23 protein-coding genes are annotated in these 26731 nt (G+C 67.7%); 7 read left to right on the forward strand and 16 right to left on the reverse strand.

Annotation, left to right across the window (positions count from 1 at the left end; genetic code table 11):
• Nucleotides 1-64 precede the first annotated feature (64 nt).
• Together CEJ42_RS00145 and CEJ42_RS00150 are read right to left on the reverse strand one after the other, a co-directional pair.
• A complete protein-coding gene (locus tag CEJ42_RS00145; protein WP_088749685.1) occupies nucleotides 65-889 on the reverse strand; it encodes a universal stress protein in 825 nt (274 codons plus the stop codon).
• Nucleotides 890-1033: 144 nt separating this feature from the next.
• Nucleotides 1034-1903: a LysR substrate-binding domain-containing protein gene (locus CEJ42_RS00150; protein ID WP_079214868.1), complete on the reverse strand. Its 870-nt coding sequence runs from the start codon at nucleotides 1901-1903 to the stop codon at nucleotides 1034-1036.
• Between the two features lie 104 nt (nucleotides 1904-2007).
• Between CEJ42_RS00150 and CEJ42_RS00155 the strand changes: the two genes are divergently transcribed.
• Together CEJ42_RS00155 and CEJ42_RS00160 are read left to right on the forward strand one after the other, a co-directional pair.
• Nucleotides 2008-2424, forward strand: coding sequence for a VOC family protein (locus CEJ42_RS00155; RefSeq protein ID WP_088749686.1), 417 nt, complete (start codon nucleotides 2008-2010; stop codon nucleotides 2422-2424).
• Complete coding sequence (locus CEJ42_RS00160; protein WP_088749687.1) at nucleotides 2421-3371, forward strand: 2-hydroxyacid dehydrogenase; 951 nt, start codon at nucleotides 2421-2423, stop codon at nucleotides 3369-3371. Before CEJ42_RS00155 ends, CEJ42_RS00160 begins: the two co-directional genes overlap by 4 nt.
• A gap of 60 nt (nucleotides 3372-3431) precedes the next feature.
• On the opposite strand, the gene CEJ42_RS00165 is transcribed toward CEJ42_RS00160, so the two are convergent.
• The 8 genes from CEJ42_RS00165 to CEJ42_RS00200 form a co-directional block, all read right to left on the reverse strand.
• Nucleotides 3432-4358: a bestrophin family protein gene (locus CEJ42_RS00165; RefSeq protein ID WP_088749688.1), complete on the reverse strand. Its 927-nt coding sequence runs from the start codon at nucleotides 4356-4358 to the stop codon at nucleotides 3432-3434.
• 149 nt (nucleotides 4359-4507) lie between these two features.
• The gene (locus CEJ42_RS00170; RefSeq protein ID WP_088749689.1) at nucleotides 4508-5953 is read right to left on the reverse strand and encodes a heavy metal sensor histidine kinase; all 1446 of its coding nucleotides are present in this window, start codon (nucleotides 5951-5953) and stop codon (nucleotides 4508-4510) included.
• Between the two features lie 7 nt (nucleotides 5954-5960).
• Nucleotides 5961-6653 (reverse strand): heavy metal response regulator transcription factor, encoded by a 693-nt coding sequence (locus CEJ42_RS00175; RefSeq protein ID WP_088749690.1) that lies wholly within the window; start codon nucleotides 6651-6653, stop codon nucleotides 5961-5963.
• A gap of 125 nt (nucleotides 6654-6778) precedes the next feature.
• On the reverse strand, nucleotides 6779-9934 hold the full coding sequence (locus tag CEJ42_RS00180; protein ID WP_088749691.1) for an efflux RND transporter permease subunit: 3156 nt from the start codon (nucleotides 9932-9934) through the stop codon (nucleotides 6779-6781).
• Nucleotides 9931-11145, reverse strand: a complete 1215-nt coding sequence (locus CEJ42_RS00185; RefSeq protein WP_088749692.1) for an efflux RND transporter periplasmic adaptor subunit — start codon at nucleotides 11143-11145, stop codon at nucleotides 9931-9933. The genes CEJ42_RS00180 and CEJ42_RS00185 overlap by 4 nt, the downstream gene beginning before the upstream one ends.
• Nucleotides 11146-11197: 52 nt before the next feature.
• The gene (locus CEJ42_RS00190) at nucleotides 11198-12649 is read right to left on the reverse strand and encodes an efflux transporter outer membrane subunit (protein WP_088749693.1); all 1452 of its coding nucleotides are present in this window, start codon (nucleotides 12647-12649) and stop codon (nucleotides 11198-11200) included.
• Between the two features lie 237 nt (nucleotides 12650-12886).
• Nucleotides 12887-14131, reverse strand: a complete 1245-nt coding sequence (locus tag CEJ42_RS00195; RefSeq protein WP_088749694.1) for a multidrug effflux MFS transporter — start codon at nucleotides 14129-14131, stop codon at nucleotides 12887-12889.
• 140 nt (nucleotides 14132-14271) lie between these two features.
• The gene (locus CEJ42_RS00200; RefSeq protein ID WP_088749695.1) at nucleotides 14272-15252 is read right to left on the reverse strand and encodes an aldo/keto reductase; all 981 of its coding nucleotides are present in this window, start codon (nucleotides 15250-15252) and stop codon (nucleotides 14272-14274) included.
• 116 nt (nucleotides 15253-15368) lie between these two features.
• Here CEJ42_RS00200 and CEJ42_RS00205 point away from each other — a divergent pair, with 116 nt between their 5' ends.
• Entirely contained in the window at nucleotides 15369-16289 is a 921-nt protein-coding gene (locus CEJ42_RS00205) for a LysR family transcriptional regulator (RefSeq protein ID WP_088749696.1), read from the forward strand.
• Here the strand turns inward: CEJ42_RS00205 and CEJ42_RS24915 are convergent.
• The 5 genes from CEJ42_RS24915 to CEJ42_RS00225 all read right to left on the reverse strand — a co-directional run bounded on the left by CEJ42_RS24915 (nucleotide 16270) and on the right by CEJ42_RS00225 (nucleotide 21963).
• Nucleotides 16270-16446, reverse strand: coding sequence for a hypothetical protein (locus CEJ42_RS24915; RefSeq protein WP_165774359.1), 177 nt, complete (start codon nucleotides 16444-16446; stop codon nucleotides 16270-16272). The two genes, CEJ42_RS00205 and CEJ42_RS24915, sit on opposite strands and share 20 nt — an antisense overlap.
• A 2-nt stretch (nucleotides 16447-16448) precedes the next feature.
• Nucleotides 16449-18908 (reverse strand): TonB-dependent siderophore receptor, encoded by a 2460-nt coding sequence (locus CEJ42_RS00210; RefSeq protein WP_243397743.1) that lies wholly within the window; start codon nucleotides 18906-18908, stop codon nucleotides 16449-16451.
• A gap of 95 nt (nucleotides 18909-19003) precedes the next feature.
• Nucleotides 19004-20047: a FecR domain-containing protein gene (locus tag CEJ42_RS00215; protein WP_088749698.1), complete on the reverse strand. Its 1044-nt coding sequence runs from the start codon at nucleotides 20045-20047 to the stop codon at nucleotides 19004-19006.
• Between the two features lie 25 nt (nucleotides 20048-20072).
• Nucleotides 20073-20570: a sigma-70 family RNA polymerase sigma factor gene (locus CEJ42_RS00220; protein WP_079214882.1), complete on the reverse strand. Its 498-nt coding sequence runs from the start codon at nucleotides 20568-20570 to the stop codon at nucleotides 20073-20075.
• A 199-nt stretch (nucleotides 20571-20769) separates the two neighbouring features.
• On the reverse strand, nucleotides 20770-21963 hold the full coding sequence (locus tag CEJ42_RS00225) for a citrate synthase family protein (RefSeq protein WP_088749700.1): 1194 nt from the start codon (nucleotides 21961-21963) through the stop codon (nucleotides 20770-20772).
• A 159-nt stretch (nucleotides 21964-22122) separates the two neighbouring features.
• On the opposite strand from CEJ42_RS00225, the gene CEJ42_RS00230 reads away from it, so the two are divergent.
• From CEJ42_RS00230 to CEJ42_RS00245, 4 genes are all read left to right on the forward strand, one after another.
• Nucleotides 22123-23484 (forward strand): CoA transferase, encoded by a 1362-nt coding sequence (locus CEJ42_RS00230; RefSeq protein ID WP_243397744.1) that lies wholly within the window; start codon nucleotides 22123-22125, stop codon nucleotides 23482-23484.
• Nucleotides 23485-23564: 80 nt separating this feature from the next.
• The gene (gene lepB / locus CEJ42_RS00235; RefSeq protein WP_088749702.1) at nucleotides 23565-24257 is read left to right on the forward strand and encodes a signal peptidase I; all 693 of its coding nucleotides are present in this window, start codon (nucleotides 23565-23567) and stop codon (nucleotides 24255-24257) included.
• Nucleotides 24258-24518: 261 nt separating this feature from the next.
• Nucleotides 24519-25142, forward strand: coding sequence for a TetR/AcrR family transcriptional regulator (locus tag CEJ42_RS00240; protein ID WP_217507411.1), 624 nt, complete (start codon nucleotides 24519-24521; stop codon nucleotides 25140-25142).
• Nucleotides 25143-25575: 433 nt separating this feature from the next.
• Nucleotides 25576-25911, forward strand: a complete 336-nt coding sequence (locus CEJ42_RS00245) for a hypothetical protein (protein WP_237772481.1) — start codon at nucleotides 25576-25578, stop codon at nucleotides 25909-25911.
• A gap of 21 nt (nucleotides 25912-25932) precedes the next feature.
• Here CEJ42_RS00245 and CEJ42_RS00250 read toward each other — a convergent pair whose 3' ends face one another.
• Nucleotides 25933-26730: an endonuclease/exonuclease/phosphatase family protein gene (locus tag CEJ42_RS00250; RefSeq protein WP_420840742.1), complete on the reverse strand. Its 798-nt coding sequence runs from the start codon at nucleotides 26728-26730 to the stop codon at nucleotides 25933-25935.
• Between the last annotated feature and the right edge of the window lies 1 nt (nucleotide 26731).

The following is a 26731-nucleotide window of genomic DNA, read 5'->3' on the forward strand; positions in this document are numbered from 1 at the left end:
CGATCGCAAAAGAAAAGGGCATGCTCGCGCATGCCCTTTTTCACGTCCGTTCCGTCTGTCGCCCTCAGTGCGCCATCAGCACCGGCAGCGTCATGGTCTTGAGCACCGTCAGCGTCACGCCGCCCAGCAGTACCTCGCGAAAACGCGTGTGGCCGTAGCCGCCCATCACCAGCAGGTCGGAGCCACGATCGGCGGCCAGCGACAGCAGCGCGTTGCCGATGTCGATGTGGGTGCGCTCCTGCGCCACTTCCACCTTCACGCCGTGACGCGCCAGATAGAGCGCGATGTCGGCGCCGGGCTGCTCGCCGTGCGTGCCCTGGCGCCGGTCGGCGTTGAAGATGGCCACCGTCACGTTGTCGGCGGCGCGCAGCAGCGGCAGCGCGGCGGTGACTGCGCGCGTGGCTTCCATGCTGCCGTCCCAGGCGATCAGCGCGTTCTTGCCGACTTCACTGAAGTCGCCCGCCGAGGGCACCACCAGCACCGGACGCGGGGCGTTGAGCATCACATATTCGGGCAGGTCGACGATGAAGCTGCTGTCGGGTTCGTCGAGGTCGCTCTGGCTCAGCACCACCAGGTCGGCGTAGCGCGCCTGCAGCGCCAGGCCGCCCTCGACGTCGTCGTCGATGAAGCGTTTTTCATAGGACAGCACGCCGACGCTCCTCGAGATGCCGTCGAACACCTCCAGCGCCGCCAGCGCGCGGTCGCGGAAGCCGTCGATATGCGTGGCCACGAAGGCCGCGCCTTCCATCTGGATGAAGCTGGAGATGCCGGTCATGGCGCTGCCGATCAGGTGGGCATGCTGGGCGCGGGCGATCTCGGCGGCGATGCGGATGCGTTGCGCGGCGTGGCGCGACTGGTCGACGTGGACCAGGATGGATTTGTAGCTCATGGCGGCTCCTCGTAGCGTTCGGTGGCGGGCCCGTGCGCGTGTGCGCCGCTGCCCATGCCTTGAGCCTAGGCCCGGCCGCGGACCGCGTCCAGCGTCGTCAAGCGCAGGATTTGAGGCACATCAAGCGCGCCGCAATCAGGCCGCTCAGCCGGCCGGGATCGCCTCGGCCAGCAGGCGCAGCATGTTGGGGCGCGCGCCCTGGGCGGGCGTGAGCAGGATGATGTCGCGCCGGTAGAGGCCGCCGCCGGCGCCTTCCACCGGCTCCATGCGGCAGCCGGCGGCGAGTTTCTCGATGCCGTTCCAGTGCGGCACCAGGCTCACGCCCACGCCGTCGGCCACCAGCATGGCGATGGTCTCCAGCGCGTCGAGATCGCACAGCAGCGTGGGGCGCAGCCCCTGGTCGTCCAGGTAGCGCTGCGCCGGTCGGCCGCCCCAGGCGGACGGGTCGTAGCGGATGTAGGGCTGGGCTTGCAACAGCGCGGCGGCATCCCCGCGCAACCGGCGGCGCGCCAGCAGGATCAGTTCTTCCTGGCGCAGCAGCCGGGCGTGCAGCGTGCGCGGCAGCTCGAAAGGCGGGCGCACCAGGATGGCGGCGTCGATCTCGCCGGCCAGCAGCGCCTGGTGCAGCGAGCGCGAGGTGCCCGGCACGATGACCGGGCGCACGCCCGGCGCCTGGCGCGTCAGCGTCTGCAGCACGCCGGGCAGCATGCCGGTCAGGGCGGTGGAAATGGCGCCGATGCGCAGCGTGCCGGTGAGGCCCTCGTCGTCGGCGTCGCCGGCCAGCAGCGCCACTTCGCTGACGATGCGCCGCGCGCGCGGCAGCAGCGCGATGCAGGCCTCGGTGGCCTTGGCGGCATGGCCGGCGCGCGACAGCAGCTCGAAGCCGAGCTCGCGCTCCAACGCCTGGATGCGCTGGCTGACGGCCGCCGCGGTCAGGCCTTCGGCGCGCGCGGCGTCGGCGATGGAGCCGCTGTCGGCGACGGCGATCAGGCTTCTGAGATAGCGGCTATCCATAAATATTTCTTTCGAAGTACTTAAAAATTACATGCTATCTCTTTTGGTGAGGAGCGGCTATCCTTCCCGCTTCACCTGTACGTTTCTGCCATCGAGGGAATCCCATGAAATCCATCTTCCACCTTGCCTACCACGTGCGCGACCTCGACCAGGCCCGCCGCTTCTACTGCGACCTGCTGGGCTGCGAAGAAGGCCGCAGCACCGACACCTGGGTCGACATCGACTTCTTCGGCCACCAGCTGTCGCTGCACCTGGGCGAGCCGTTCGCCGTCACCAACACCGGCAGGGTCGGCAACCACATGGTGCCGATGCCGCACCTGGGCATCATCCTGGCCATGACCGACTGGAAACAATTGGCCGAGACCCTCACCGCCAGCGGCGTAGTCGACTTCGTGCTGGAGCCGCAGATCCGCTTCGCCGGCGAGCCGGGCGAGCAGGCCACCATGTTCTTCCTCGACCCGTTCGGCAATCCGATCGAAGTGAAGGGCTTCAACAGCCTGGAACAGGTCTACGCCAAATGAGCGCAGGCTTGCCCATTCCCTTCGTCAGCCAGTCCGACGCGGTGTCGGTGCAGGGCTGGGTGAAGGCGCTCAACGCCGCCATGCCGGGCGAGCGGGTGGTGGCGTTTTCCGAGCTGGGCGAGGCCGAGCGTGCGCAATGCCGCCTGGCCATCGTCGCCAACCCCGATCCGGCGCAGTTGAAGCTCATGCCGCAGCTGGAGTGGGTGCACAGCGTCTGGGCCGGCGTCGAGCGGCTGGTGGCCGATCTCGGCGAGAGCGGCCTGCAGCTCACGCGCCTGGTCGATCCGCGCCTGGCCGCCACGATGGCCGAGGCGGTGCTGGCCTGGACCCTCTACCTGCACCGCGACATGCCGATGTATGCGCAGCGCCAGCGTTTTCGCGTGTGGCAGGCCGACGAATACGTGCTGCCCGAGAACCGGGTGGTCGGCATCCTCGGTCTGGGCACGCTGGGCGAAGCCGCGGCCGCGGCCTTGCTGCCGGCGCGCTTCAAGGTCTGCGGCTGGAGCCGCAGCAGGCGCGAGGTCGCCGGCGTGCAGAGTTTCAGCGGCGAGGATGGCTTGAAGCAGATGCTGGGCATGAGCGACATCCTGGTCTGCCTGCTGCCGCTGACCGCGCAGACGCAGGGCCTGCTCAACGCCGAGCGGCTGGCCATGCTGCCGCCGCAGGCGCAGCTGATCAACTTCGCGCGCGGCGCCATCGTCGACGACCAGGCCCTGTGCGCGGCGCTGGACGAGCGCCACCTGCGCCACGCGGTGCTGGATGTCTTCACCAACGAACCGCTGCCGGCCGACAGCTGGCACTGGACCCATCCCGACGTCACGGTGCTGCCGCATATCTCGGCGCCGACCAACCGTGAGACGGCCTCGGCCATCGTCGCGGGCAATGTGCGGCGCTATCGCGAGAGCGGGGAGATTCCGGCGAACGTGGATATGCGGCGTGGTTATTGAGCGAAGCGTCGTACAGCAAAAAGGACAGCCTCGGCTGTCCTTTTTTGATTTCGGCGCCGTTCAACTGAGCCGATAATCCTTGTCGCACTTCGCCGCCTCCGGTATTTCCTCCCCCACGATCTCCAGCACCGAACGTTCGATCTCCAGGCACATCGCGTCCAGCGGCAGGCTGTTGGCCGCCTCGCCGAAGGGTTCGGCGATTTCCCCGGCGATCGCCTCCAGCGCCAGGAAGGTATAGGACACGAACACCGAGATCAGCGGCGTGGCGTAGCCGATCGCGTCCACCAGGCCGAAGGGCAGCAGCAGGCAGTAGATGTAGACGGTACGGTGCAGCAGCACGCCGTAGGGGAAAGGAATCGGCGTGGAAGCGATCCGCTCGCAGGCGCCGATGCAGTGGTTCAGTTCGTTGAGCTGGCCGTCGCAGGTCCACAGGTGCGCGTCGGACAGCTCGCCGTCGCGATGGGCCAGCGCCAGCATGGCGCGCAGCTCGTGCATCAGCTGCACCGGCAGGTAGTGCGCGCAGCGCAGCCGCAGACCGACGTCGGGCGGCAGCAGGCGCGCCAGGTCGCTGTCGGGGCCGGTCTTGCGCAGCTGGTGCTTGAGCGCATAGGCCAGCATCACCACGCGGCGGGCCAACAGCTTGTGGTCCAGGCCATCGGCGCCGTGGCGGCGACCGGCGTATTGCTCGGCCTGCGACACCAGCGCGCGCGCCGCGATCAGCAGCGCACCCCAGATCTTGCGGCCTTCCCAGAACCGGTCGTAGCTGGCGTTGTTGCGAAACGCCAGGAAGATGGCCAGCGCCACGCCCAGCAGCGTGAAGGTGGACGTGTTCAACGGCAGCTTGTCGCCGAATATCTTGCCGCCGGTAAAGACCGCCAGCGTGGAGAAGGCGGTCATCATCAGCATCTGCGGGATGATGGAGGGCAGCACCGAGCCGCGCCAGACGAACAGCATGCGGAACCAGTTCGGCTGCGGACGGACGATCATGATGGCGTTTCCTTTTCTTTTTTCTCGTGCGCGCGGCCGCGATGAAGGGCGCGCGTTGATACAAGCGTCAGGATAGGCCAGCGCCGCGGCGCCGGCGTGTACAGATTCGGACGGGAGGCGAGGGTACAGCGGCCGGCCTGCGCCGCCGCTCAGATCAGGGAGATGGTGAAGCCGATGCTGTTGCGGCCGTCCTCGCTGGAGGCGAAGGCGCGGCCGCCGTGCATGCGCGCCACCGCCTTGACGATGGCCAGCCCCAGCCCGTGGCCGTGGCTGCCGTTGATGTCCTGGCGCGCGGTGTCGACGCGGTAGAAGCGGTCGAACAGGCGCGGCAGGTGGCGCGGATCGATGCCCATGCCGGGGTTGGTGACGGCGATGCGCACCGCGTCGTCCTGGCGCGCGATGTCGACCCGGATCAGCGCGCCCACCGGCGAATGCTGGATGGCGTTCTGGATCAGGTTGGTCAGGGCGCGCTTGAAGAGCGCGGTTTCCATCATCGCCGTGGCCTCGGTGTCGCCGCTGACGGTGACGCTCATGCCGGCGTCGTCCAGCACGAACTCGAAGAAGTCCACGGTCTTGCGCACCTCGTCGGCCACGCGCGCCTGCACCAGCGCCGTGGCGGCTTCGCCCTGGTCGGAACGCGCCAGGAACAGCATGTCGTTGACGATGGAGCGGATGCGGTCCAGCTCCTCCAGGTTGGATTGCAGCACGTCCTTGAATTCGCCGGCGCTGCGTTCGCGGGCCAGCGCCACCTGGGTTTCGCCGATCAGGTTGGCCAGCGGCGTGCGCAGTTCGTGGGCGACGTCAGCGTTGAAGGATTCCAGCTGCGTATAGGCTTCTTCGATACGTTCCAGCGCGCCGTTGAAGGCCTGCGCCAGGGCCGACAGCTCCTCCGGCAGCGACTCGGCCGACATGCGCGCCGACAGCTTGCGCGGCGAGAAGCTCTGGGCGCGCGCCGACATGCGGCGCAGCGGCGCCAGCCCGGCGCGGGCGATCCAGTAACTGGAGATCACCGCCAGCACGATGCCCAGCAGCGAAAACACCGAGGTCGCCACCAGGAAGGTGCGGCGCATCTCGAAGTAGGGCTCGGTATCGATACCCACCGTCACGTGCACTTCGGGGCGCTCCTCGAAAGCCGGCAGGGTGCGCGTCATGATGTGCAGCGGGTATTCCTTGCCGCCCACCTTCAGCATGCCGACGTTGCTGCCGTCCTCGACGATGGCTTCCGGCTTGAGCAGCGTCAGATCGCCGTAGCGGAAGCGCTCGTCGGCGCCCGAGATCCAGAACGAGACGCGCTGGTCGGCCTGCGACAGCGCCGCCAGCTTGATCTGCACCCGGCCCCAGCGCTCGGTATTGCCGGCGCGGCCGATCTGGTAGCTGATGTCGTTCAGGGTGGTGACCAGGCCGTCGCGCTCATGGCGCATCAGCTCGCCCTTCAACACGGTGTAGAGCACGATGCCGGTGAGTGCGAAGATGAACAGGGCCGAGGCCGCCGACATCAGCACCAGGCGCGCGGTGATGGACTGGCGGCGCGGCAGGCGGCGCCGCGGCTCCCGGGGCGGGGCGGCGACGTCGGGCTGGAAGCCGTGGCGGTCCATGGCGGGCTCAGTCGTCGCCGGCGTCGCCGGCGGCGCGCGGCTCCAGCACGTAGCCCATGCCGCGCACGGTGTGCAGCAGCTTCTGGTCGAACGGAATGTCGATCTTGGCGCGCAGGCGCTTGATGGCGACCTCCACCACATTGGTGTTGCTGTCGAAGTTCATGTCCCACACCAGTTCGGCGATGGCGGTCTTGGACAGGATCTCGCCCTGGCGGCGCGCCATCACCGCCAGCAGCGCGAACTCCTTGGCGGTCAGGTCGATGCGGGTGCCGCCGCGGAAGGCCTTGCGCGAGATCAGGTCGATCTGCAGGTCGCCGATGCGCAGCTGCGCCGGCTCCTGCGAGCGGCCGCGCCGGGTCAGCGCCTGCAGGCGGGCCAGCAGTTCGAGGAAGGAGAAGGGCTTGATCAGGTAATCGTCGGCGCCGTCGTGCAGGCCCTTGATGCGGTCCTCCACGCTGTCGCGCGCGGTCAGCATGATCACCGGGGTCTGCTTGACGGTGCGCAGCGAGCGCAGCACCGAAAAGCCGTCCAGGCCCGGCAGCATCACGTCCAGCACGATCACGTCGTAGTCGTGCTGGATCGCCAGGTGCTGGCCGTCCACCCCGTTGAAGGCGAGGTCGACCGCGCACCCCTGCTCGGTCAGTCCCTTGCAGAGGTATTCGGACATCTTTTGCTCGTCTTCGACTATCAGGATCTTCATGCGGTCTCCACCCGCCGCGCCGTAACGATGCGTCACGGCCGCGGCATAGCCAGAATTTTAACTCTTCGGCTTTTTATTATTGTTCTCCGCTCGGATATTTCATCGCTTGCCAATGCTTTCACGCCTCAATGCCCCTGCTGCGCCAGCTTGGCGGCCTTGCGCTGCAGGCGCGCTTCCTTCTTGCGCATGTACCAGTAGTGGGCGCGGTCCAGGTACAGGTAGACCACCGGTGTGGTGAACAGCGTGAGCGCCTGCGACAGCACCAGGCCGCCCACCATCGCGTAGCCCAGCGGGCGGCGCAGCTCGGAGCCGGCGCCGTGGCCCAGCATCAGCGGCAGGCCCGAGAGCAGGGCGCACATGGTGGTCATCATGATCGGGCGGAAACGCAGCAGGCAGGCCTGGTAGATCGCCTTCTCCGGCTCCATGCCGTGTTCGCGCTCGGCGGTCAGGGCGAAGTCGATCATCATGATGCCGTTCTTCTTGACGATGCCGATCAGCAGGATGATGCCGATCAGCGCGATCACGGAGAGGTCGTAGCCGCCCGCCATCAGGATCAGCAGCGCGCCCACGCCGGCCGAGGGCAGCGTCGAGAGGATGGTCAGCGGGTGGATGTAGCTCTCATAGAGCAGGCCCAGCACGATGTACACCGCAATGAGCGCGGCCGCGATCAGGTAGGGCTGCGACGACAGCGAGTCGCCGAAGGCCTTGGCCGTGCCCTGGAAGTTGCCCACCAGGGTCTGCGGCGCGCCCATCTCGTCCTTGGTCTTGTTGATGATGTCCACCGCCTCGCCCAGCGATACGCCACGGGCCAGGTTGAAGGAGATCGTCACCGCCGGGAACTGGCTCTGGTGGCTGATCGACAGGTAGGCGGTCTTGGTGGTGTCGACCTTCACGAAGGTCGACAGCGGCACCTGCTGGCCGGTCAGCGGCGAGGTCAGATAGAGCTTGTTGAACAGCGCCGGATCCTTCTGCAGCTCGGGCGTGACTTCCATGATCACGCGATAGCTGTTGATCTGGGTGAAGTACTGCGCGACCTGGCGCTGGCCGATGGCGTCGTAGATGGTGGCGTCGATCAGCGAAGGCGAGATGCCGAAGCTGGAGGCGCGCGCGCGGTCGATGGTGATGACCGCGGCGGCGGCCTGGTTCTGCTGGTCGGAGGCGACGTCGGTCAGCTGCGGCAACTGGCGGAAGCGCTCCAGCATCTTCGGCGCCCAGACGTTGAGTTCGTCCAGGTCGGTGTCGGTCACCGTGTACTGGTACTGGGTACGCGAGAGGCGACCGCCGACGTTGATGTCCTGGCTGGCCTGCATGAACAGGTTCACGCCCTGCACGCGCGAGACCTTGGGACGCAGGCGCGCGATGATCTCGTCGGCATTGGTGGTGCGGCCCTGGTCCTTGGGCTTCAAGGCGATGAAGAACTGGCCGGTGTTGAAGGTGGTCGAGCCCGCGCTCATGGCAAAGCCGATCACGTCCGGATCCTGGCGCACGATGTCGGCCACCTTCAGCAGGCGCTCATGCATGGCGGCCGAGGAGGTGTCCTGCGCCGATTCGGCAAAGCCCACGATGACGCCGTTGTCCTGCTGCGGGAAGAAGCCCTTGGGGATGAAGATGAACAGCACCACCGTCAGCGCCACCGTGCCGATGAAGGTCATCAGGGTGATGAACTGGTGCTTCATGACCACGTCCAGGCCACGCTTGTAGCCGGCCAGCATGGCGTCGAAGCCGCGCTCGAAAAGCTGGTACAGCTTGCCGTGCTGGTTGCCATGTTCGTTTTTCAGGAAGCGCGAGCACAGCATCGGCGTCAGGGTCAGCGAGATGATCACCGACACGCCGATGGTCAGCGTCACGGTGACGGCGAACTCGCGGAACAGGCGGCCGACGATGCCGCCCATCAGCAGCAGCGGGATGAACACCGCCACCAGCGACACCGAGATCGAGATGATGGTGAAGCCGATCTCGCCCGCGCCCTTGAGCGCCGCTTCCATCGGCGCCATGCCTTCTTCGACGTAGCGGTAGATGTTTTCCAGCATCACGATGGCGTCGTCGACCACGAAGCCGACCGCGATCGTCAGCGCCATCAGCGACAGGTTGTCCAGGCTGTAGCCGACCACGTACATCACGCCGGCCGTGCCCATGATGGCCAGCGGCACGGTGATGCTGGGAATCAGCGTGGCGGCGACGTTGCGCAGGAACACGAAGATCACCATCACCACCAGGGCGATAGTCAGGATCAGCGTGAACTCGACGTCTTCCACCGAGGCGCGGATGGTCTGGGTGCGGTCGATCAGGGTGTTGATGTGGATCGCGGCGGGGATGGCGGCGCGCAGGCGCGGCATGGCGGCGTTGATGCGGCCGACCGTCTCGATCACGTTGGCGCCGGGCTGCTTGGTGATGGCCAGCACGATGGAGCGGCCGTTGGTGATGGTGTGGTCGCTGCCGGCGGCGGCGCCGGCGAAGGCCCAGGCGGCGATCTTGTTGTTTTCCGGGCCGTCGATGGCCACGCCGATGTCCCTGACGCGGATCGGCGCGCCGTTGCGCCATGCCAGCACCATGTCGTTCCACTGCTCGGCCTTGAGCAGCTGGTCGTTGGTGTAGACGGTGAAGCTCTGGCGCGCGCCGTCGACCGTGCCCTTGGGCTGGTTGACGGTGGTGGTGGCGATCACGCCGCGGATGTCTTCCAGGCTGATGCCCAGCGTGGCGATCTTGGCCGGGTCGACCTGGATGCGCACGGCGGGCTTCTGCTGGCCGTTGACGTTGACCAGGCCCACGCCCGAGATCTGCGAGATCTGCTGCGCCAGGATGTTGTCGGCGTAGTCGTTGACCACCGTCAGCGGCAAGGCCTCCGACTGCACCGACATGATCATGATCGGCGAGTCGGCCGGGTTGATCTTGCGGAAGGTCGGCGGGTTGGGCATGTTGGCCGGCAACTGCCCGGTGGAGGCGTTGATGGCCGCCTGCACGTCCAGCGCGGCGGCGTCGATGTTGCGGTTCAGGTCGAACTGCAGCGTGATCTGCGTGGTGCCCAGCGAGCTCTGCGAGGTCATCTGGGTGAGGCCGGCGATCAGCGAGAACTGGCGCTCCAGCGGCTGGGCCACGTTGGAGGCCATGGTCTCAGGGTTGCCCCCGGGCAGCTGGGCGGTGACCTGGATGGTCGGAAAGTCGACCTGCGGCAGCGGCGCCACCGGCAAGAGCGGCCACACGGCCACGCCCACCAGCAGGATGGCGATGGCCAGCAGGGTGGTGCCGATCGGGCGCTTGATGAATGCAGCGGAGACGCTCACTTGGCATTTCCTTTCGCATCATCCTTCTTGGCGTCGCCGGCGGCCTTCTGCGGCGGCTTGCTCTCGACGATCTTCGCGCCCGGCTTGAGCTTGTACTGGCCGTCCAGCACCACGCGCTGGCCGGCGGCCACGCCGGCGTCGGCTGCGAGCACGGCGATGCCGTCCTGGATGCGCTCGACCTTGACCGGCTTCATCGCGGCCTTGTCCTGCTCGTCCACGGCATACACGTAGGTGCCTTGCTGGTTGCGCTGGATGGCGGCGGCCGGCAGCGTCAGGGCGTTGCCGTGGTCGTGCATCTGCAGGCGCACGTTGACGTACTGGCCCGGCCACAGCTTGTGCTCGGCGTTCTCGAAGCGCGCCTTCAGCTGCACGGTGCCGTTGGTAGTGTTGATCTGGTTGTCCAGCAGGATCAGCTTGCCGGTGGCCAGCGCCTCCTGGGATTCGCGCGCATAGGCCGTCACCTTCAGCGACTGCTTGCTGCCCAGCTGGGCGCGGTTGATGGCCGGCACCGCCTCTTCGGGCAGCGTGAAGAGCAGGGTGATCGGGTCGATCTGGTTGATCACCACCAGCCCGCTGGCGTCGGTGGCGTGCACGATGTTGCCCGGATCCACCAGGCGCGCGCCGACCCGGCCCGAGATCGGGGCGGTGATGGTGGTGTAGCTGACCTGCACCTTGGCGTAGCTGATCTGGGCTTCGTCGGTCTTGACCGCGGCTTCAAGCTGCGAGACCAGCGCCTTCTGCGTGTCGAGCTGCTGCTGGGTGGCGGCGTCCTGGCCGCGCAGGGTCGTGTAGCGCTGCAGGTCGAGGCGAGCGTTGGCCAGCTGGGCGGCGTCCTTGGCGCGCTGCGCCTCGGCCTGGGCCAGCTGCGCCTGCAGCGCGCGCGGGTCGATCTGGGCCAGCAGCTGGCCCTTCTTCACGTCTTCGCCTTCCTTGAAGCCCACCTTGTCGAGCTGGCCGTCGATGCGCACCTTCACCGTCACGCTGGCGTTGGCGGTCACCGTGCCCACGCCGGCCAGGTACAGCGGCACGTCGCGTTCCTGCACGTTGGTCAGGCTCACGGCCACCGGCGGCGCTTCCTTGGCCTGCGGCTGGTCGGCGGCGTTGGCGCGCTGCATCTGCAGCCAGCCGCCGGCGCCTGCTGCGGCCAGGATGGCGGCGGTCACGGCGATGGCCAGGGAAGTGCGCTTGGGAGTATGGGTTGGGGTAGTCATGCCTGAAACTCGTTCGGTAGAGATCGCGGTGAATGTCTGAAATGGAGTCGGATCAGCGTGCGGCCAGCGGTGGCTGTGGTTCCGCCTGGCCGGCATGCCAGCCGCCGCCGGTGGCCTTGACCAGCGCCACGCTGGCCACCAGCTGGCGGCCCAGCAACGTGACGGCGGTGCGCTGGTTGGTCAGCGAGGTGGCCTGGGTGGTCACCACCGACAGATAGGTCACGGTGCCGGCCTGGTACTGGCTCATCGCCAGGCGTTCGGCCAGTTGCGCCGCCTTCACGGCCTGCGCCTGGACCTCGCTCTCGCGGTCCAGCACGCGCAGGGTGGAGAGGTTGTCTTCCACCTCCTGCAAGCCGCCCAGCACGGTCTGCTTGTATTGCGCCACGGCGGCGTCATAGGCGGCTACCGCCTGGTCGTTGCGGGCGCTGCGGGCGCCGCCGTCGAAGATGGTTTCGGCCAGCGCCGCGCCCAGCGACCAGACCCGGCTCGGGGTATCGAACAACTGCCCGAAGGCCAGGCTGTTGTAGCCGCCCGAGGCCGACAGCGTCAGTGTCGGGAAGTAGGCCGCACGGGCCACGCCGATGTTGGCGTTGGCGGCGGCGGCCAGGCGCTCGGCATTGGCGATGTCGGGGCGGCGCTCCAGCAGTTCGGAGGGCAGGCCGGTCGGGATCTGCGGCAGGCTGGCCTGCAGGCGTTGGGCATTGGCGTCCATCGCGCTGTCGCTGGCAGCGGCTGCCTGCAACGGCGCCAGCGAGAAGGCCGCGGGTGCACGGCCAATCAGCATGGCGATGGCGTGCTCCAGCTGGTTGCGCGTGGCGTCGAGGTCGATCAGTTGGGCCTGGGCCGAGCGCAATTGGGTCTCGGCCTGGGCCACATCGGAGCGCAGGGCGGTGCCGGCCTCGTATTGGTGGGTGGTCAGCTGCAGCGAACGGGTGTAGGCCTCGACGGTGCGACGGTACAGGTCCTTTTGCAGGTCGGTCACGCGCAGCTGCAGGTAATCCTGGGCCAGCGTGGCCTGGATCGACAACCGGGCCGCCGCCAGGCTGGCGGCGCTGGCCTGGGCATTGGCGTCGCCGGCCTCGGCGCCGCGGCGGATGCGGCCCCAGATGTCGGCCTCCCAGGAGGCGTTGAGGCCGACGGTATAGCTGTCGGCCAGGCGCTGGGTCCCGTTGGTGTTGGTCTGGGCGCGGGCGGCGCCGGCCTGGGCGCCGACGGTGGGCCACAGGCTGGCGCGCGCGATCTGCGACGCGGCCTGGGCCTGGCGATATTGCGCGGCGGCCTGCTGGATGTTCTGGTTGGCAGCGTTGGCCTGGACGATCAGGTCATTGAGGATGGGGTCGCCATAGGCTTCCCACCAGCGCTGGTTGCCGTCGACCTGGCCGGGGGCGGCAACTTTCCACGGACCGTCCTCCTTGTAGGCCTGGGGCAGCTCCATCGTCGGCCGGACATAGTCCGGACCGACGGCGCAGCCCGCCAGCAGTGCAGCCAGCGCCAGCGCAGTCATTCCCCTTGCGGCGCGGAAGGGGGATTGATGTTTGGGATGAGTGAAATGACTGGTGCTGACGCTGGTTGCGGCACGGCGAAACGGAACGACCATAGGGTGTACACGGGTGGGCATACTGATGACGGACAGGCCGCCATTCCACGCCCCTCAGCGCGAACACGTCGGCCACTGCTTTTACTTGCCGACAATGTACCTTTTGCCGATCAACGGCAGCCTGACGTCAATATGACAATTCTGTCAGTTTGACGCCGCATTCCTGTGCGGCACCGAAAGTGCGCAGAACGCTGTGCCGACGCCGCAGATCGCGATGATCAGGCCCATCGGCCACGGCGTGCCGTCGGCCAGCAGACCGACCAGCGCGGAGCCCAGGATGCCAGTGCCGTAATGAGAGGCGCCGACCAGCGCCGATACCGCCCCTGCGCGTTCGGCATAACCGGTCAGGGCGCCGGCGATGGCGTTTGCCACGATCAGGCCGTTGGAACCAACGTACACGAAAAGCGGCAGCGCCAGGCCGGGCACGCCCCCGACATCGAAACCGGCGGTGAGCGCCAGCAGCAGGCCGGAGCCTGCGGCGCACAGCGCACCGATGCGCATGAGGCGTTCACTGCCCATTTTCAGCACCAGGCGAGAGCTGATCTGATTGGTGGCCATGATGCCGACAATACCTAGTGAGAACAGCACTCCATAAGCCTGCGGCGACATGTGGTGGTAGCTGATGTAGGCCGCCGGAGTGCCAGCCACATAGGCGTAGATGCCGCCATAGAAGAAACCGCCGGTGCCCATGTAGGCAAGGATACGGCGTTGGCGCAGCAGGCCGGCGTAGATAGCCAGCGCGCCATTCAATGCATGCGGGTTGCGACGTTCGGCCGGCAGAGTCTCGGGCAGGCGGCGCAGCGCCAGCAGCGTGGCCACGCCCACGCCCAGCAGCGTCCAGAAGATCGCGCGCCAGGAGGCAGCCTGCAGGATCAGGCTGCCCACGGCAGGGCCGATCAATGGCGCGATGGCGGTGACCGTCATCAGCGTCGACATCATGCGCGCGGCTTGCGGTCCGGCGTAGAGGTCGCGCACCATGGCGCGCGCCAGCACCACGCTGGCGCACGCTCCCACCGCCTGCAGGACGCGCCAAGCGATCATCGCGGCGACGCTGTCGGCCAGCGCACAGCCGGCCGATCCGATCGCAAACAGCACTAGCCCGACGGCCACCGGCAGGCGCCGGCCGTAGCGGTCGCTGATCGGTCCCCACACCAGCTGGCCCAGGCTGAAGCCGATCAGGTAGCTGGAGATGGTCAGTTCCATCGCGCCGTGGCCGGCGTTCAGGGCCACGCTCATGGCCGGCAGCGCCGGCAGGTAGACGTCGGTGGAGATCGAGGCGAAGGCCATCAGCGCGCTGAGGAGACCCAGCGTGAGCAGGCTCTGGCGGGCGGCGGATTCGGTGGCGGCGTGGTCGGGGCTGGAACTTGAACTTGAGGGCGAGGGGGACATTGGGGGTAAGCGGGCGCGGGTCGGGAAGAACTTCTCAAAGCGGGAACTGTAGCGCAAAAGCGCCGATGCCGTCGGCGGCGCTGCGCGCGACGGCGTTTGGTGTGCGCATGCCGGGCGGATGCGCACTGCCCGGCATTGCTTCAGCGGTCCACGCGCTGTTGTAGGTGGGCCGGGTAGCGGTCGCCCGCGATCCTGATCTGCGCCAGCGCCGCTTCGATGTCGGCCAGGTCTTGCGGGCTCAGGGCGACATCGGCCGCGCCCAGGTTCTCTTGCAGGCGGTGCAGCTTGGTGGTGCCCGGAATCGGCGCGATCCACGGCTCCCGCGCCAGCAGCCAGGCCAGCGCGATCTGCGCGCGGGTCAGGCCGCGCGGCGCGGCGATGCGGCCCAGGACATCGATCAGGGCGGCGTTGGCGCGGCGGTTCTCTTCATCGAAGCGCGGCACGATGTTGCGGAAGTCAGACTTGTCGAAACTGGTCTTGTCGTCAATGGCGCCGGTCAGGAAACCCTTGCCCAGCGGGCTGAACGGGACGAAGCCGATGCCCAGCTCGCGCAGCGTGGGCAGCACCTTTTCTTCCGGCTCGCGCCACCACAGCGAATACTCGCTCTGCAGGGCCGCCACCGGCTGCACCGCATGAGCGCGGCGCAACGACTGCTCGCCGGCCTCGGACATGCCGAAGTGCCCGACCTTGCCTTCGGCGATCAGGTCCCTGACGGTGCCGGCTACGTCCTCGACGGGAACGGAGGGATCGACGCGATGCTGGTAGAACAGGTCGATGCGGTCGGTCTTCAAATGCCTGAGCGAGGCCTCGGCGACCGCGCGGATGCGCTCCGGACGGCTGTCCACGCCCTTGGTGGCATCGCCGTCCCTGAAACCGAACTTGGTGGCGATCACGACCTGGTCGCGGAACGGGGCGAGCGCCTCGCCAACCAGTTCCTCGTTGAAGCGGCCGTAGGCTTCGGCGGTGTCGAAGAAGGTGACGCCCTGTTCGAAGGCCGAGCGGATCAGCCTGATGCCGTCTTCCTTGCTCACCGCCGGGCCGTAGCCGAAGCTCAGGCCCATGCAGCCCAGTCCGAGCGCCGAGACCTCCAGTCCGGTGGTGCCGAGTTTGCGTGTTTTCATGCGGATTCTCCTTTGCGTTGCCCCCCTTGTAGCGAGCGATGCAGTGCATGGTACGGGTGCGGCGCTTATTTGATTAGAGCCTATAATCAACATGAGCTTATGAAAGGAGTTCATCAATGGGCCGCGAGAACTACAACGACCTGCTGGCTTTCATCGCGGTGGCGCGCGAGGGCAGCTTCACCCGCGCCGCCGCCCAGATGGGCGTTTCGCAGTCGGCCCTGAGCCACACCATCCGCGCGCTGGAGGCGCGCCTGGGCGTGCGCCTGCTGACCCGCACCACGCGCAGCGTGTCGGCCACCGAGGCCGGGGAGCGTCTGGCGCTGGCCATCGGCCCGCGCTTTGAAGAGATCGAATCGGAGCTGGCGGCGCTGACCGAACTGAAGGACAAGCCGGCCGGCAGCATCCGCATCACGGCCGCAGAGCACGCCGCCAACACGGTGCTATGGCCGCGCCTGCACCAGCTGAGCGCGCAGTATCCCGACATCAACGTGGAAATCACGGTCGACTACGGCCTGACCGATATCGTCGCCGGCCGGTATGACGCCGGCGTGCGCCTGGGAGACCAGGTGGAGAAGGACATGATCGCCGTGCGCATCGGCCCGGACCTGCGCATGGTGGTGGTGGGCGCGCCCGCCTATCTGGCCGGCAGGACGCTTCCGCGCACGCCGGCCGACCTGGCGCAGCACAATTGCATCAACCTGCGCCTGCCGACCCGCGGCGGGCTGATGGCCTGGGAGCTGGAGCGCGACGGGCATCCGCTCAAGGCCCGCGTCCAGGGACAATGGACCTTCAACAGCAGCGCGCCCATCCTGCGCGCGGCGCTGGCCGGCTGCGGCGTGGCTTACGTGCCGGAGGACATGGCCGCGCCCTATCTGGCCGGCGGCGAGCTCAAGCACCTGCTCAAGGCCTGGACGCCGACGTTCCCGGGCTACCACCTGTACTACGCCAGCCGCCGGCAATCGTCGCCGGCCTTCGGACTGGTGGTCGACGCCTTGCGCTACGACGGCGCTCGCAGCGCTACCGGCCGGGCCGGTTGAGCCCGACGCTCCAGCTGTGGCCGCTGCCGGGTAGCACGTCACTGCGCACGGTGGCCGCGGGCATGCCCTGGCCGACCTCGATATCGGCATGGACAAGGGCATGGGCCGACAGCAGGGCCGCCGCCAGCGCGACTGCCGCGATCTTGCGCGCGCTCATGCTCAGAACTCCAGCGAGGTCAGCAGCGAGAACTGGCGCGCGTCGCCCATGGAGACGAAGTACTGGTTGGCGCTGGAGGTGTAGTAGGTCTTGTTGAACAGGTTCTTGATGTTGAACTGGAACTTGACGGCCTTGCCGCCTATCGTCGTGTCGTAGGTGGCGAAGGCGTCGGCCACCGTGTAGGACGGCAGCATGAAGCTGTTGGCCGAATCGCCCGGGCGCTCGCCCACGTAGCGGCCGCCGCCGCCCACGCGCAGCCGGTCGCCGCCGGTCACCGGGCCGACGTCGTAGGCCATGCTCAGCGCGGCGGTCTGGCGGGCCACGTTCCACAGGCGCAGGCCGGTGAAGACCGGGTCTTCGGTGGTCTTGGCGTCGAGCCAGGCGTAGCTGCCGATCATGGCCAGGCGCCTGGTGAGCTGACCGGTCACATCCAGTTCGACCCCGCGCGAGCGCGCCGCGCCCGAGGTGCGCCAGTCGGTCAGGCCCGTGGAGGCGTTGAACTGCGACACCAGCACATTCTTCTTCCTGATGTCGAACACCGCCAGCGTGCCGGACAGGCCGCCCGGGTTGTCGTATTTCACGCCGCCTTCCCAGGACTTGGCTTCTTCCGGCGGGACGTTGGAGTCGATCACCATGCCGCCGGTCAGCGGCGCGATCGACGAGGTCGGCTTGAGCGACTGGGTGTAGCTGGCGTACAGCGAGAGCTGCTCGTCCAGCTTGTAGATCAGGCCGGCGCGCGGCAGCCATTTGTCGCCGGAGAGGTCGGTGTTGGCCTTGAACGGGCGGCCGCGCCCGGCCAGCTGGCTGTAGTCCTGGTAGCGCAGGCCGGCCACGGCGATCCAGCGCTCGCCCAGGTGCAGCGCATCCTGCACGAACAGCGACTTGTTGTGCAGCAGGTCGGTCTGGTCGCTGTCGCCGGCGGACACCACGCTGGCCGGCTGCGCCAGGCCGTACACCGGATTGAGGAAGTTGAAGCTGGTGCTGGTGGAGGCGCCGCGCAGCAGGTCGGCGCGATAGATCTTGCGGTACTCGATGTCGGCGCCGAACTGGACCTCGTGGCGCAAGCCGCCCAGGTCCAGGCGGCCGTCGGCGTAGGCGATGGCGTAGCTGTCGGTCGACAGCGCGCCACGGGTGCCGTCGTTGCTGCGCGAGACTACGCCGGTGACCGGGTTGACGCCCGCCACGCGCAGCTGGCGCGCGTCGTAGACCTCGCGGTTGTAGCTCAGGCCGACATGGGTCTTCCAGTCGGCGTTGAGCCGGTGGTCGATGCTCAGCTGGGTGGTTTCGCTGCTGCCTTTCATGTCGTTGCCGGGTTCGTCCAGGCGGCGCTCGGCGGGGATGGCGAGCGGGCGGCCGGTGCGCGAGTCGATCGCGGTGCCGCGGTCGAAGGGGTAGAGGAATTCGCGCTGTTCCATCGAGAACACGACCTGCGTGTCGCGCCCGTACCAGGCCAGCGACGGGGCGACCACGGTTTCCTGGATCTGGCCGTAGTTGCGCCAGTAGTTCTGGTCGGTGCGGTCGACGATCAGGCGATAGGCCAGGCCGGAGTCGCCGATCGGGCCGGTGGTGTCGAGCGTGAGCTGGCCGCCGTTCTTGCCGTCGCCATAGGTGGAGCCGGCGAAGGAAATCTCGTTGCGCTGGGCCAGCTGCGGTTTTTTGGTGACGATGTTGATCACGCCGCCCGGATCCATCAGGCCGTACAGCAGCGAGGACGGCCCCTTGAGCACTTCCACGCTTTCGGCGGTGACGTTGAACGCGCGCCCCTGCACCAGCGGCATGCCGTTGCGCATGACCGAACCGTCGCGGTTGCCGCCGAAGCCGCGTTTCATGATGGTGTCCTGGGTGCTGGCCAGGGTATTGCCCTGGGTCAGGCCGCTGATGGCGCCCACGGCATCGTCCAGGTTGCGCGGGCGCTGGTCCTTGATCACCTGAGCCGGCACGATGTTGACGATCTGCGGCACATCCAGCATGGAGGCCGCTCCGCGCAGGGTCGAGGCGTTGGGGACGGCGCGGTAGGTGCCGTCGGCCTCGCCGGTGGGCGCGGCGGTCACCGCCACCTGCGGCAGCTGGCCGTCGGCGCTGGCGCTGGTGGCGCCGGCGTTGATCACGATGAAGCTGCCGTCAGGCTGGCGCACCGCCGACAAGCCGCTGCCGGCCAGCAGCCGCGCCAGGCCCTGGTCGGGCGAGACGCTGCCTTGCAGGCCGGGCGAGGATTTTCCCTGGGTCAGGCGGGCGTCGGCCGAGAGCAGGATGCCGGCTTCGGCGGCGAACTGGCGCAGCGCCTGGCCCAGCGGACCGGCGGCGATGCTGTAGCTGCGTGTGGCGGCCTGGGCCTGGGCTTGCTGCGCGTGGACGGCGGGCGCCGCCAGCAGGGGCAGCGCCAGCGCGGCCAGGTGGACGGCCAGCGCGAGCGTGCGCAGGCGCGGTTGAACGGACGGAGCGATGTCGGAAACGTGGCGCATGGGTGGTCTTTTCGGATCTTGAACGTCTTGGTCTGTTGCTTCCATTGCCAAGCGAGATTCAAAAAGGGGAACCGGCCATGCGAAAAATCCGGAGCTCAGCCTGGCTTGCCCGGCGGAGGATCTTTGGCCTCGACCGTGACCCACCAGGGCAGGATGCGGCGCACCTTGACCGGCAGGCTGGCTTCCAGCGCGGCCAGTACGCGGTCGGTATCGTTGATGGGATAGACGCCGACCAGCGGCAGGGCGGCGACTTCGGGCGCACAGCCCAGATGGCCGCGGCGGTAGCGGCCCAGTTCGGCCAGGAAGTCGTCGAGCCGCATGCCGTCGGGCATGAGCAGGTTGCGCGACCAGGCGGCCATGCTTTCGTCGGCGGGCGTGGGCGTGCCCATGGCATCGGCGTCGAAACGCACCCGCGATCCGGCCGGCAGCATCAACGGCGCGGCCTTGCCCGAGGGGCTGATCATGACCTTGCCTTCCAGCACGGTGAGCACCGTGGCGCGCTCTTCCAGCCTGACCAGAAAGCGCGTGCCCAGCGCCTGCATGCGCCCGGCCGGCACGTCCACCACCAATGGGCGCGCGGGGTCGCGCTTGTCGTGGGCGGTCTGGATCATGATTTCGCCGCGATGCAGGGCGATGCGGCGCAGCACGTCGCTGTAGTCGGCGTCGGCGGCGCTGGCGGTGTTGAGCCACAGCAGCGAGCCGTCGGCCAGCTGCTGGCGGCGGGTTTCGCCCACTTCGGTACGGTATTGCGCGGTCAGCGCGGCGAAGTAGCCGCGCACTTCGCGCGAGCTGCCGACGCTGCCGGCCACGGTCACGCCGGCGGCCAGCCATGCCAGGGTCTTGATCGCCTTGCGGCGATGCTGGCCGTTCCGGGCCAGCACGCGATGGCCGACCACCTGCGGCATCACGCCGAATTCGGCATTGACGGCCTCGACCCGGCTCCAGGCGGCGCGGTGGCGCTCGTCCGCATCCAGCCACTGGCGCCAGCGGCTGCGGTCGGTCTCGGCCGCATCGTCGGCGCGCAGCACCGCAAACCACTCGGCCGCCTGCTGCAGGTCGGCGTAGCCCGGGCGGGCGTCGGCGGTCGGCTGGGGCGGAGTGGAGTCTTGCTTCGGGTAAAGCTGGAGGCGGTCCTGCATGGCTGTCGGCTGCGCGTTTTTCGAATTATTGATCGAGCAGGATCATACATTGCAGCATGGCCTGTGCCATGTACTTTTTCACCATGCGGTCGGAAACACCCAGTTCCTGGGCAATCTGCAGGTAGGTCAGGCCGTCCAGCTGGGACATCAGGAAGGCCTGGCGCGCCTTGGGCGGCAGCTGGTCGAGCATGGCGTCGATGCGCATCAGGGTTTCCAGCACCAGCGAACGTTGTTCGGGCGAGGGTTCCTGCAGCTCAGGGTGCGATGCCAGGGCATCCAGATAGGCGCGCTCCAGCTCCAGGCGGCGCCAGTGGTTGACCATCAGGCCGTGGGCCACGGTGCGCAGGTAGGCGCGCGGCTCCTGCAGGCCTTCGGCCGGTTTGCTGGAAAGCAGGCGCAGGAAGGTGTCCTGGGCCAGTTCGGCGGCGTCTTCGCGCGAGCCGAGCTTGCGCCATAGCCAGCCGAACAGCCAGCCGTGATGGCTGCTGTAGACGTGCTCGAATGAATTGCTGGAATAGGCCACGATGTGTCAGACGGGAGACTGAACGGAGGAACGAAACGCCAGGCGTATCGGCCGGTGATCGTGGCAACTGCGGCTGGATCGGGGCACGGAACCGGCGTGCGGCGCGGGTTCCGAAGCAGCGATTATATTCGGAACAATTCTTATTCACAAATTTTAAGGACCACTTCGTTGCAATTCGGGCGCTGAAGCGCCGGGATTCTCACGGCGTGGGTTCCGGTCGTGCCCCGACATAGGATGCGCGCGGCCGGATCAGGCTGCCGGTGTCGCGCTGCTCCAGCGCATGGGCGATCCAGCCCAGCGAGCGGCCCAGCGCGAAGATGCCGAAGGCGCTGCCGGGCGGCAAGCCCAGATGGCGGCGCAGCGCGGCCAGCGCGAAGTCGAGCGAGGGCGCGTGGCCGGTGAGTTCGCGGATGCGGGCGATGGCGGCCTGCCAGTCCGGATGCGCGGGCAGGATGGGGGCCAGCAGCGCGGCGGCGCGCACATCGCCGGCCGGATAGAGATGATGGCCGAAGCCGGGCAGGTCGTCGCCGCGCGCCAGGCGCGCTTCGATCCCGGCGGCGATATCGCCGGCCATGGCCAGTTCATCCAGCAGCGCTTCCACCCTTGCCGTGGTGCCGCCGTGGCGCGGGCCGCTCAGGGCGGCCAGCCCGCCGATCACGCAAGCCTGCAGGCTGGCGTCGGTGGAGGCGATGCAGCGGGCGGTGAAGCCCGATGCGTTCAGCTCATGGTCCGCGCACAGCACCAGGGCGCGCCTGACCAGCGCGGCGCCGTGCGCCTCCAGGCCCCAGGCCTGGGCGCACTGCGCATGGACAGGGGCGGCCGATGGCGGGGAGCCCAGCAGGCAGGCTGCCAGGCGACGCACCAGCATGCCGCAGCTGGCCAGCCTGCGGCCCGGCTGCAACTGCCATTGCGCGCCGAGGTCGTCGCCGCAGGCCAGTGAGAACAGCGGCAGCAGCGCATGCTCGGCGCGGCGTCCGGCGAAGCCCGTCTGCAGCATGGAGAAGCCGGCCGCCATGGCCGGCGCTTCGGGACCGAAGGCCTCATCGGCGTCGCACTGCCACAGCAGCGCCGCGGCCTGTTCCATGCCTGCCTCTTCGCTGAAGGCGACGGCGTCCAGCCCCCGGTAGTAGAGGCGGCCGTCCTCGATCAGCGTCAGCGACGACTCCAGCACCGGCAGTCCCCAACTGAGCGCGGCCTTGGCCACTTCCCGGGGCTTGCGCCCGCGCGTGCGGCTTCCAGCCAGGCGCCGGACATCCTCGGCCAGGTAGCGACTCTCGCGCGGATCGTCGCCGGGATGGGCATGCAGCAGGCCGCGGCTGACGTAGGCGTACAGGGTCTGGCGGGACACGCCCAGCAGGGCGGCGGCGTCGGCGGAGGAGAGATAGGCGCTCATGGAGTGGCTCGCGGCTTGGATATGTTGATCAAATTAATCAATATTGACGATTAATTCAAGCGGAGTAAGCTGGCTTCAAGCAGCAATCCACCCATCCGCCATTTCGAAAAGGAGCACGCCATGTCGCAGGAATTCCCATCCCACCCCGTAGCCGGCCGAATGCTGGCTGAGATCTGGCGCGCCCTGGACGGCGCGCCGGCCCTGATTTCCACGGTAAGACTGGAAGGCGGGGGCGCCTTGCCTTCGGTGTTCGCCACCAGCGACCTGGCCCAGGCGTCGGTTGCCGCGGCCGGCCTGGCGGTGGCCGAACTGGTTGCCGCGGCGGGCGGCGCCATGCCTGCGGTGGAATGCGACCGTCGCCTGGCCTCGATGTGGTTCTCCGGTTCCTTGCGTGCCCAGGGCTGGACGCCGCCTGCCTTGTGGGATTCGGTCGCCGGCGACTACCGCTGCGCGGACGGCTGGATCCGGCTGCACACCAACGCGCCGCATCACCGCGCCGCCGCGCTGCAGGTGCTGGGACTGGATCCGACGACCGCGCCGCGCGAAGACGTCGCCCGCGAGGTGGCGCGCTGGAAGGGCTGCGAACTGGAAGCCGCGATCGTCGCCAACCAGGGCTGCGCCGCCGAGATGCGCAGTCTCGCGCAGTGGTCGGCGCATCCCCAGGGTATCGCCGTGGCGGCCGAGCCGCTGGTGTGGCGCCAGGGATTCGACGCTCCCGTCAGGCGCGGCGCGCCCTTCGACGCGGCGCGGCCGCTGGCGGGCATCCGCGTGCTGGATCTGACGCGGGTGCTGGCCGGGCCGACCGCGACGCGCTTCCTGGCGGCATTCGGCGCGGATGTGCTGCGCATCGATCCGGTGTCGTGGGACGAGCCGGGCGTCGTGCCCGAGATGACGCTGGGCAAGCGCTGCGCCCATCTCGATTTCAGGGAGGCGCAGGACCGGCAGGCGTTCGAGCGCCTGTTGTCCGAGGCCGATGTGCTGGTGCACGGCTATCGCCCGCAGGCGCTGGAGCATCTCGGCCTGGGCGCGGCGCGGCGGCGCCAGCTCAACGGGGCGCTGGTCGACGTGGCGCTGGACGCCTATGGCTGGAGCGGCCCCTGGGCCGGCCGCCGCGGCTTCGACAGCCTGGTGCAGATGAGCGCCGGCATCGCCGACGCCGGCATGCGCCTGCTGGGCCGCGACAAACCCGCGCCCTTGCCGGTACAGGCGCTGGACCATGCCACCGGCTACCTGCTGGCGGCGTCTGCGTTGCGCGGCCTCACGCGGCGCCGGCAGGCCGGGGAGGGCAGCCAATACCGGTTGTCGCTGGCGCGTACGGCGCGGCTGCTGGCGTCGCATCCGGCAGAAGGCGTCGAACCGGCGTTTGCTGCGGAAGCGGCAGCGGACCTGGGCGCGGCCGTCGAAAACACCGCGTGGGGCCCGGCGCGACGGCTGCGCACGCCGCTGCGGATCGCCGGCGTGCCGTTGCGCTGGGATCTGCCGGCCTCGCCCTTGCGCGCGTGCGCGGCAGAGTGGCGCTGAACGCGGTAGGATGACGTCCGGTCAGCCGCCGTCGGTGGCCGGCGCACCGATCCGCCACCACAAATCTTGAAGGACTTGCCATGAAGACATTGAAGAACCTGCTGGGCGAATACAAGGGGCTGATGGTCTTCATGGCGCTGATGGTGGTGTTTCGCAGCGCCATCGCCGACTACAACGTGGTGCCCAGCGGCTCCATGCTGCCCACGGTGATGATCGGCGACCGCATCCTGGTCAACAAATTGGCCTACGACCTGCGCGTGCCGCTGACCCATATCAGCATCGCCCGCCTGGGCGAGCCGCGCCGCGGCGACATCGTCACGGTCGACTCGAAGGAAGCCGGCGAACTGCTGCTCAAGCGCGTGATCGGCCTGCCGGGGGACGTGGTGGAATTGCGCGACAACGTGCTTTACATCAATGGCCAGGCCGCCAGCTACAGTAATGCGGCGATCCGCGCGCCGGAAGGCGACGCCACGGACCGCGCCGAATACCGCGACGAGCACCTGGGCGACATGTCGCACCTGGTGCGCCTGTCGCAGTCCCATCCCAGCCTGCGCAGCAGCTACGGCCCGGTGGTGGTGCCGGCGGACCAATACCTGATGCTGGGCGACAACCGGGACAACAGCGCCGACTCGCGCTACTACGGTTTCTTCGGCCGCAGCGAACTGATGGGGCGCACCCGGCGCATCGCTTTCTCGCTGGACGCCGACCACGGCTACCGGCCGCGTCTGGACCGCTTCGGCCAACTGCTGGATGAGGTGGCGGCGAGCCGCTGAGGGCGGCGTTGCCCGGATTTGGGGCGGGGAATGCCGGTTAATGTTGATTGAGAAAATTCTTTAATCAACATTAATATCCGCCTGCAAGTGATTGATTATTATTGAAATATTCGGATTTCGCCGAGCTGGCGGCTCATCCGCCGGCCGCACCGCAAGCCCCATTCTGGGCCTGCATCCGCCTGTTTGCTATTTTTCTGACAAAAGTGCTCAAGTTGTCGCAAGGCATGCCGTTATACAACACGGATTACCTGCAATTGTCATTTGGAGCACATCATTTCTCTCACCTTCATTTCCGATCCGGCTACCGGCCGCCGCCGTAACGCGGTCAGCCACGACGCCATTCTCGACGCCACGTATGTGATGCTCGAGGAGATCGGCTTCGACAAGCTGTCGCTGGAAGGTGTGGCTGCGCGCGCGGGCGTGGGCAAGGCGACCATCTATCGCTGGTGGCCCAACAAGAGCGCGCTGGCGATGGAATCCCTGCTGCGAGCCGTCGAACCGATGCCCCCTATCGGCGACAGCGGTTCCTCGCGCCAGGATATCGAAGACCACATGACCCGCCTGTCGCAGCTGCTGCGCGGCAAGTCGGGCCGCGTGGTGCGCGAAATGATCGCACTGGCCCAGTTCGACGACGAGACCATGCGCATCTTCAATGACAACTACCTCGAACCGCGCCGGGTGGCGCTGGTGAGCGTACTTCGCCGCGGTGCCCAGCGCGGCGAGTTCAGGGAGGATTTCGACCTGAACCTGGTGTTCGATCTGCTGTATGCCCCCTTGCTGCAGCGGCTCCTGACCGGAAGTGCCGACATCGACGAGCGCCAGATCCAGTCCCAGCTGAAGCTGGTGCTCGGCAGCATCGCCCTGGAACAACCCGTCGTACAGTAAAAAGGCAAGCGTAAATATTCGAGCTAACAAGCGTAAATTTTGTTGAGCGCAAGATAATTTGCACCTAGAATCCGAGACGAAACGTATCGTATTGGTTCTGGGCAAATCTCCTATTGCGAGAACAAATGATGTCCATTCGCCGCGATGGTCTCGTTTGACGCTTGAAATAGCCGTTTTCCCGAAGACATGGTGAGGGTGAACAACCCGCTGCCGCGCTCTTCGGAGCACGGGCCGGACAACCCGTCCGCCCATTCCGCCCGGACGCGCCTGTAGATGGCAGGCGCCTTCCATTCGATACCTTCATCCAGATCAGACAAGTACCGGCTTGCCGCAAGGCAGGCGGGTTGACGGTTGCCGTTCGGCAGAGGGCGTCTTGCAGGCGGCCGCGCGGCGATCCAGGGGCGTAGAACACATGCAAGTGCAAGGGGGAAAAATGCACAGCGAGGCGATGAACGGTTGCGCGGGCGAAGGCCCGTTACGCAAGATCGACTGGTGCCGCAGGCACCGCCAGACCCAGCGCTGGTGCGCGCTGGGATTCGTGATGATTCCGTTGGTCTTTGGCTTCCTGTGGGCGCAGTTCGCTGCCGCCCGCGAGACCGGCGAGCTGCTGTACGCCAACGAGGTCTGCGGCTGCCGCGACGTGGTGGCCAGCTGGGTCAGCGATTATGTCTGGACGCAGATGATCTGGCTGCCCTGCAATACGCTGTTCCTGATCATCTGGGTGGCGCTGGCGGTCAAGCTTTGGAACGGCAAGCGCCGTCCGGGCTGACGCGCTCCTTCATCCTTATGCCTAGCCGTCGATATGCGCGATCAGCGGCAGGTGGTCCGACGCCACCCGCGCCAGCGCCGAGCGGTGCACTTCCACCTGCAGCAGGCGATGGCGCGGGCTGATCCAGATCCGGTCCAGTGAAAACACCGGCCAGCGCGACGGAAACGTGCGTGGCGCCGGGGCCGGCTCGAAGTGCGACACCAGCCAGCGCAAGGCGCGGCCCCAGACGAACCATTCGTTCACATCTCCCATCAGTATCACCGGCGCCTGGTCGGTATCGAAGGCCTGCAACAGGCGCTTGATCTGCTCGCGCCGTTCGGCCGGCTTCAACCCGAGATGGGTGGCGACCACCCGCAGCATGTGGCCGTGGCAATCGATATCGGCATCCAGCGCGCCGCGCGGCTCGCGGCTGCCGAAGGACAGGTCGATGGATTCGGTGGCCAGCACCGGATAGCGGCTCAGCACCGCGTTGCCGTAGCGGCGCTCGCGGGTTTCCATGGTGGGGCTTTCCACCGCATGAAAGCCGGTGGTCTGGCGCAGCAGGTCCAGCACATTGGGCTGGGCCGTGCCGCCCAGCGGGACTTCCTGCAATGCGATGACATCGGCCTCGATCTCGCCCAGCACGCCGGCGATGCGTTCCGGCGAGAACCTGCCGTCGGTGCCGACGGCGCTGTGGATGTTGTAGGTGGCGACCGTCAACGGCCAGGGATCAAGTCCCGCCAGCGGTACATCGGCGCTGAGCACCAGTTCGGTATCCGATGCCGGAGCGGGCGCAGGTACAACCATTCCCGGGCTTCGGGCCGCTTCCTCCGCCATCATG

Origin of the sequence: Herbaspirillum robiniae, assembly GCF_002213415.1 — a bacterium.
Taxonomy (GTDB): domain Bacteria; phylum Pseudomonadota; class Gammaproteobacteria; order Burkholderiales; family Burkholderiaceae_D; genus Herbaspirillum; species Herbaspirillum robiniae.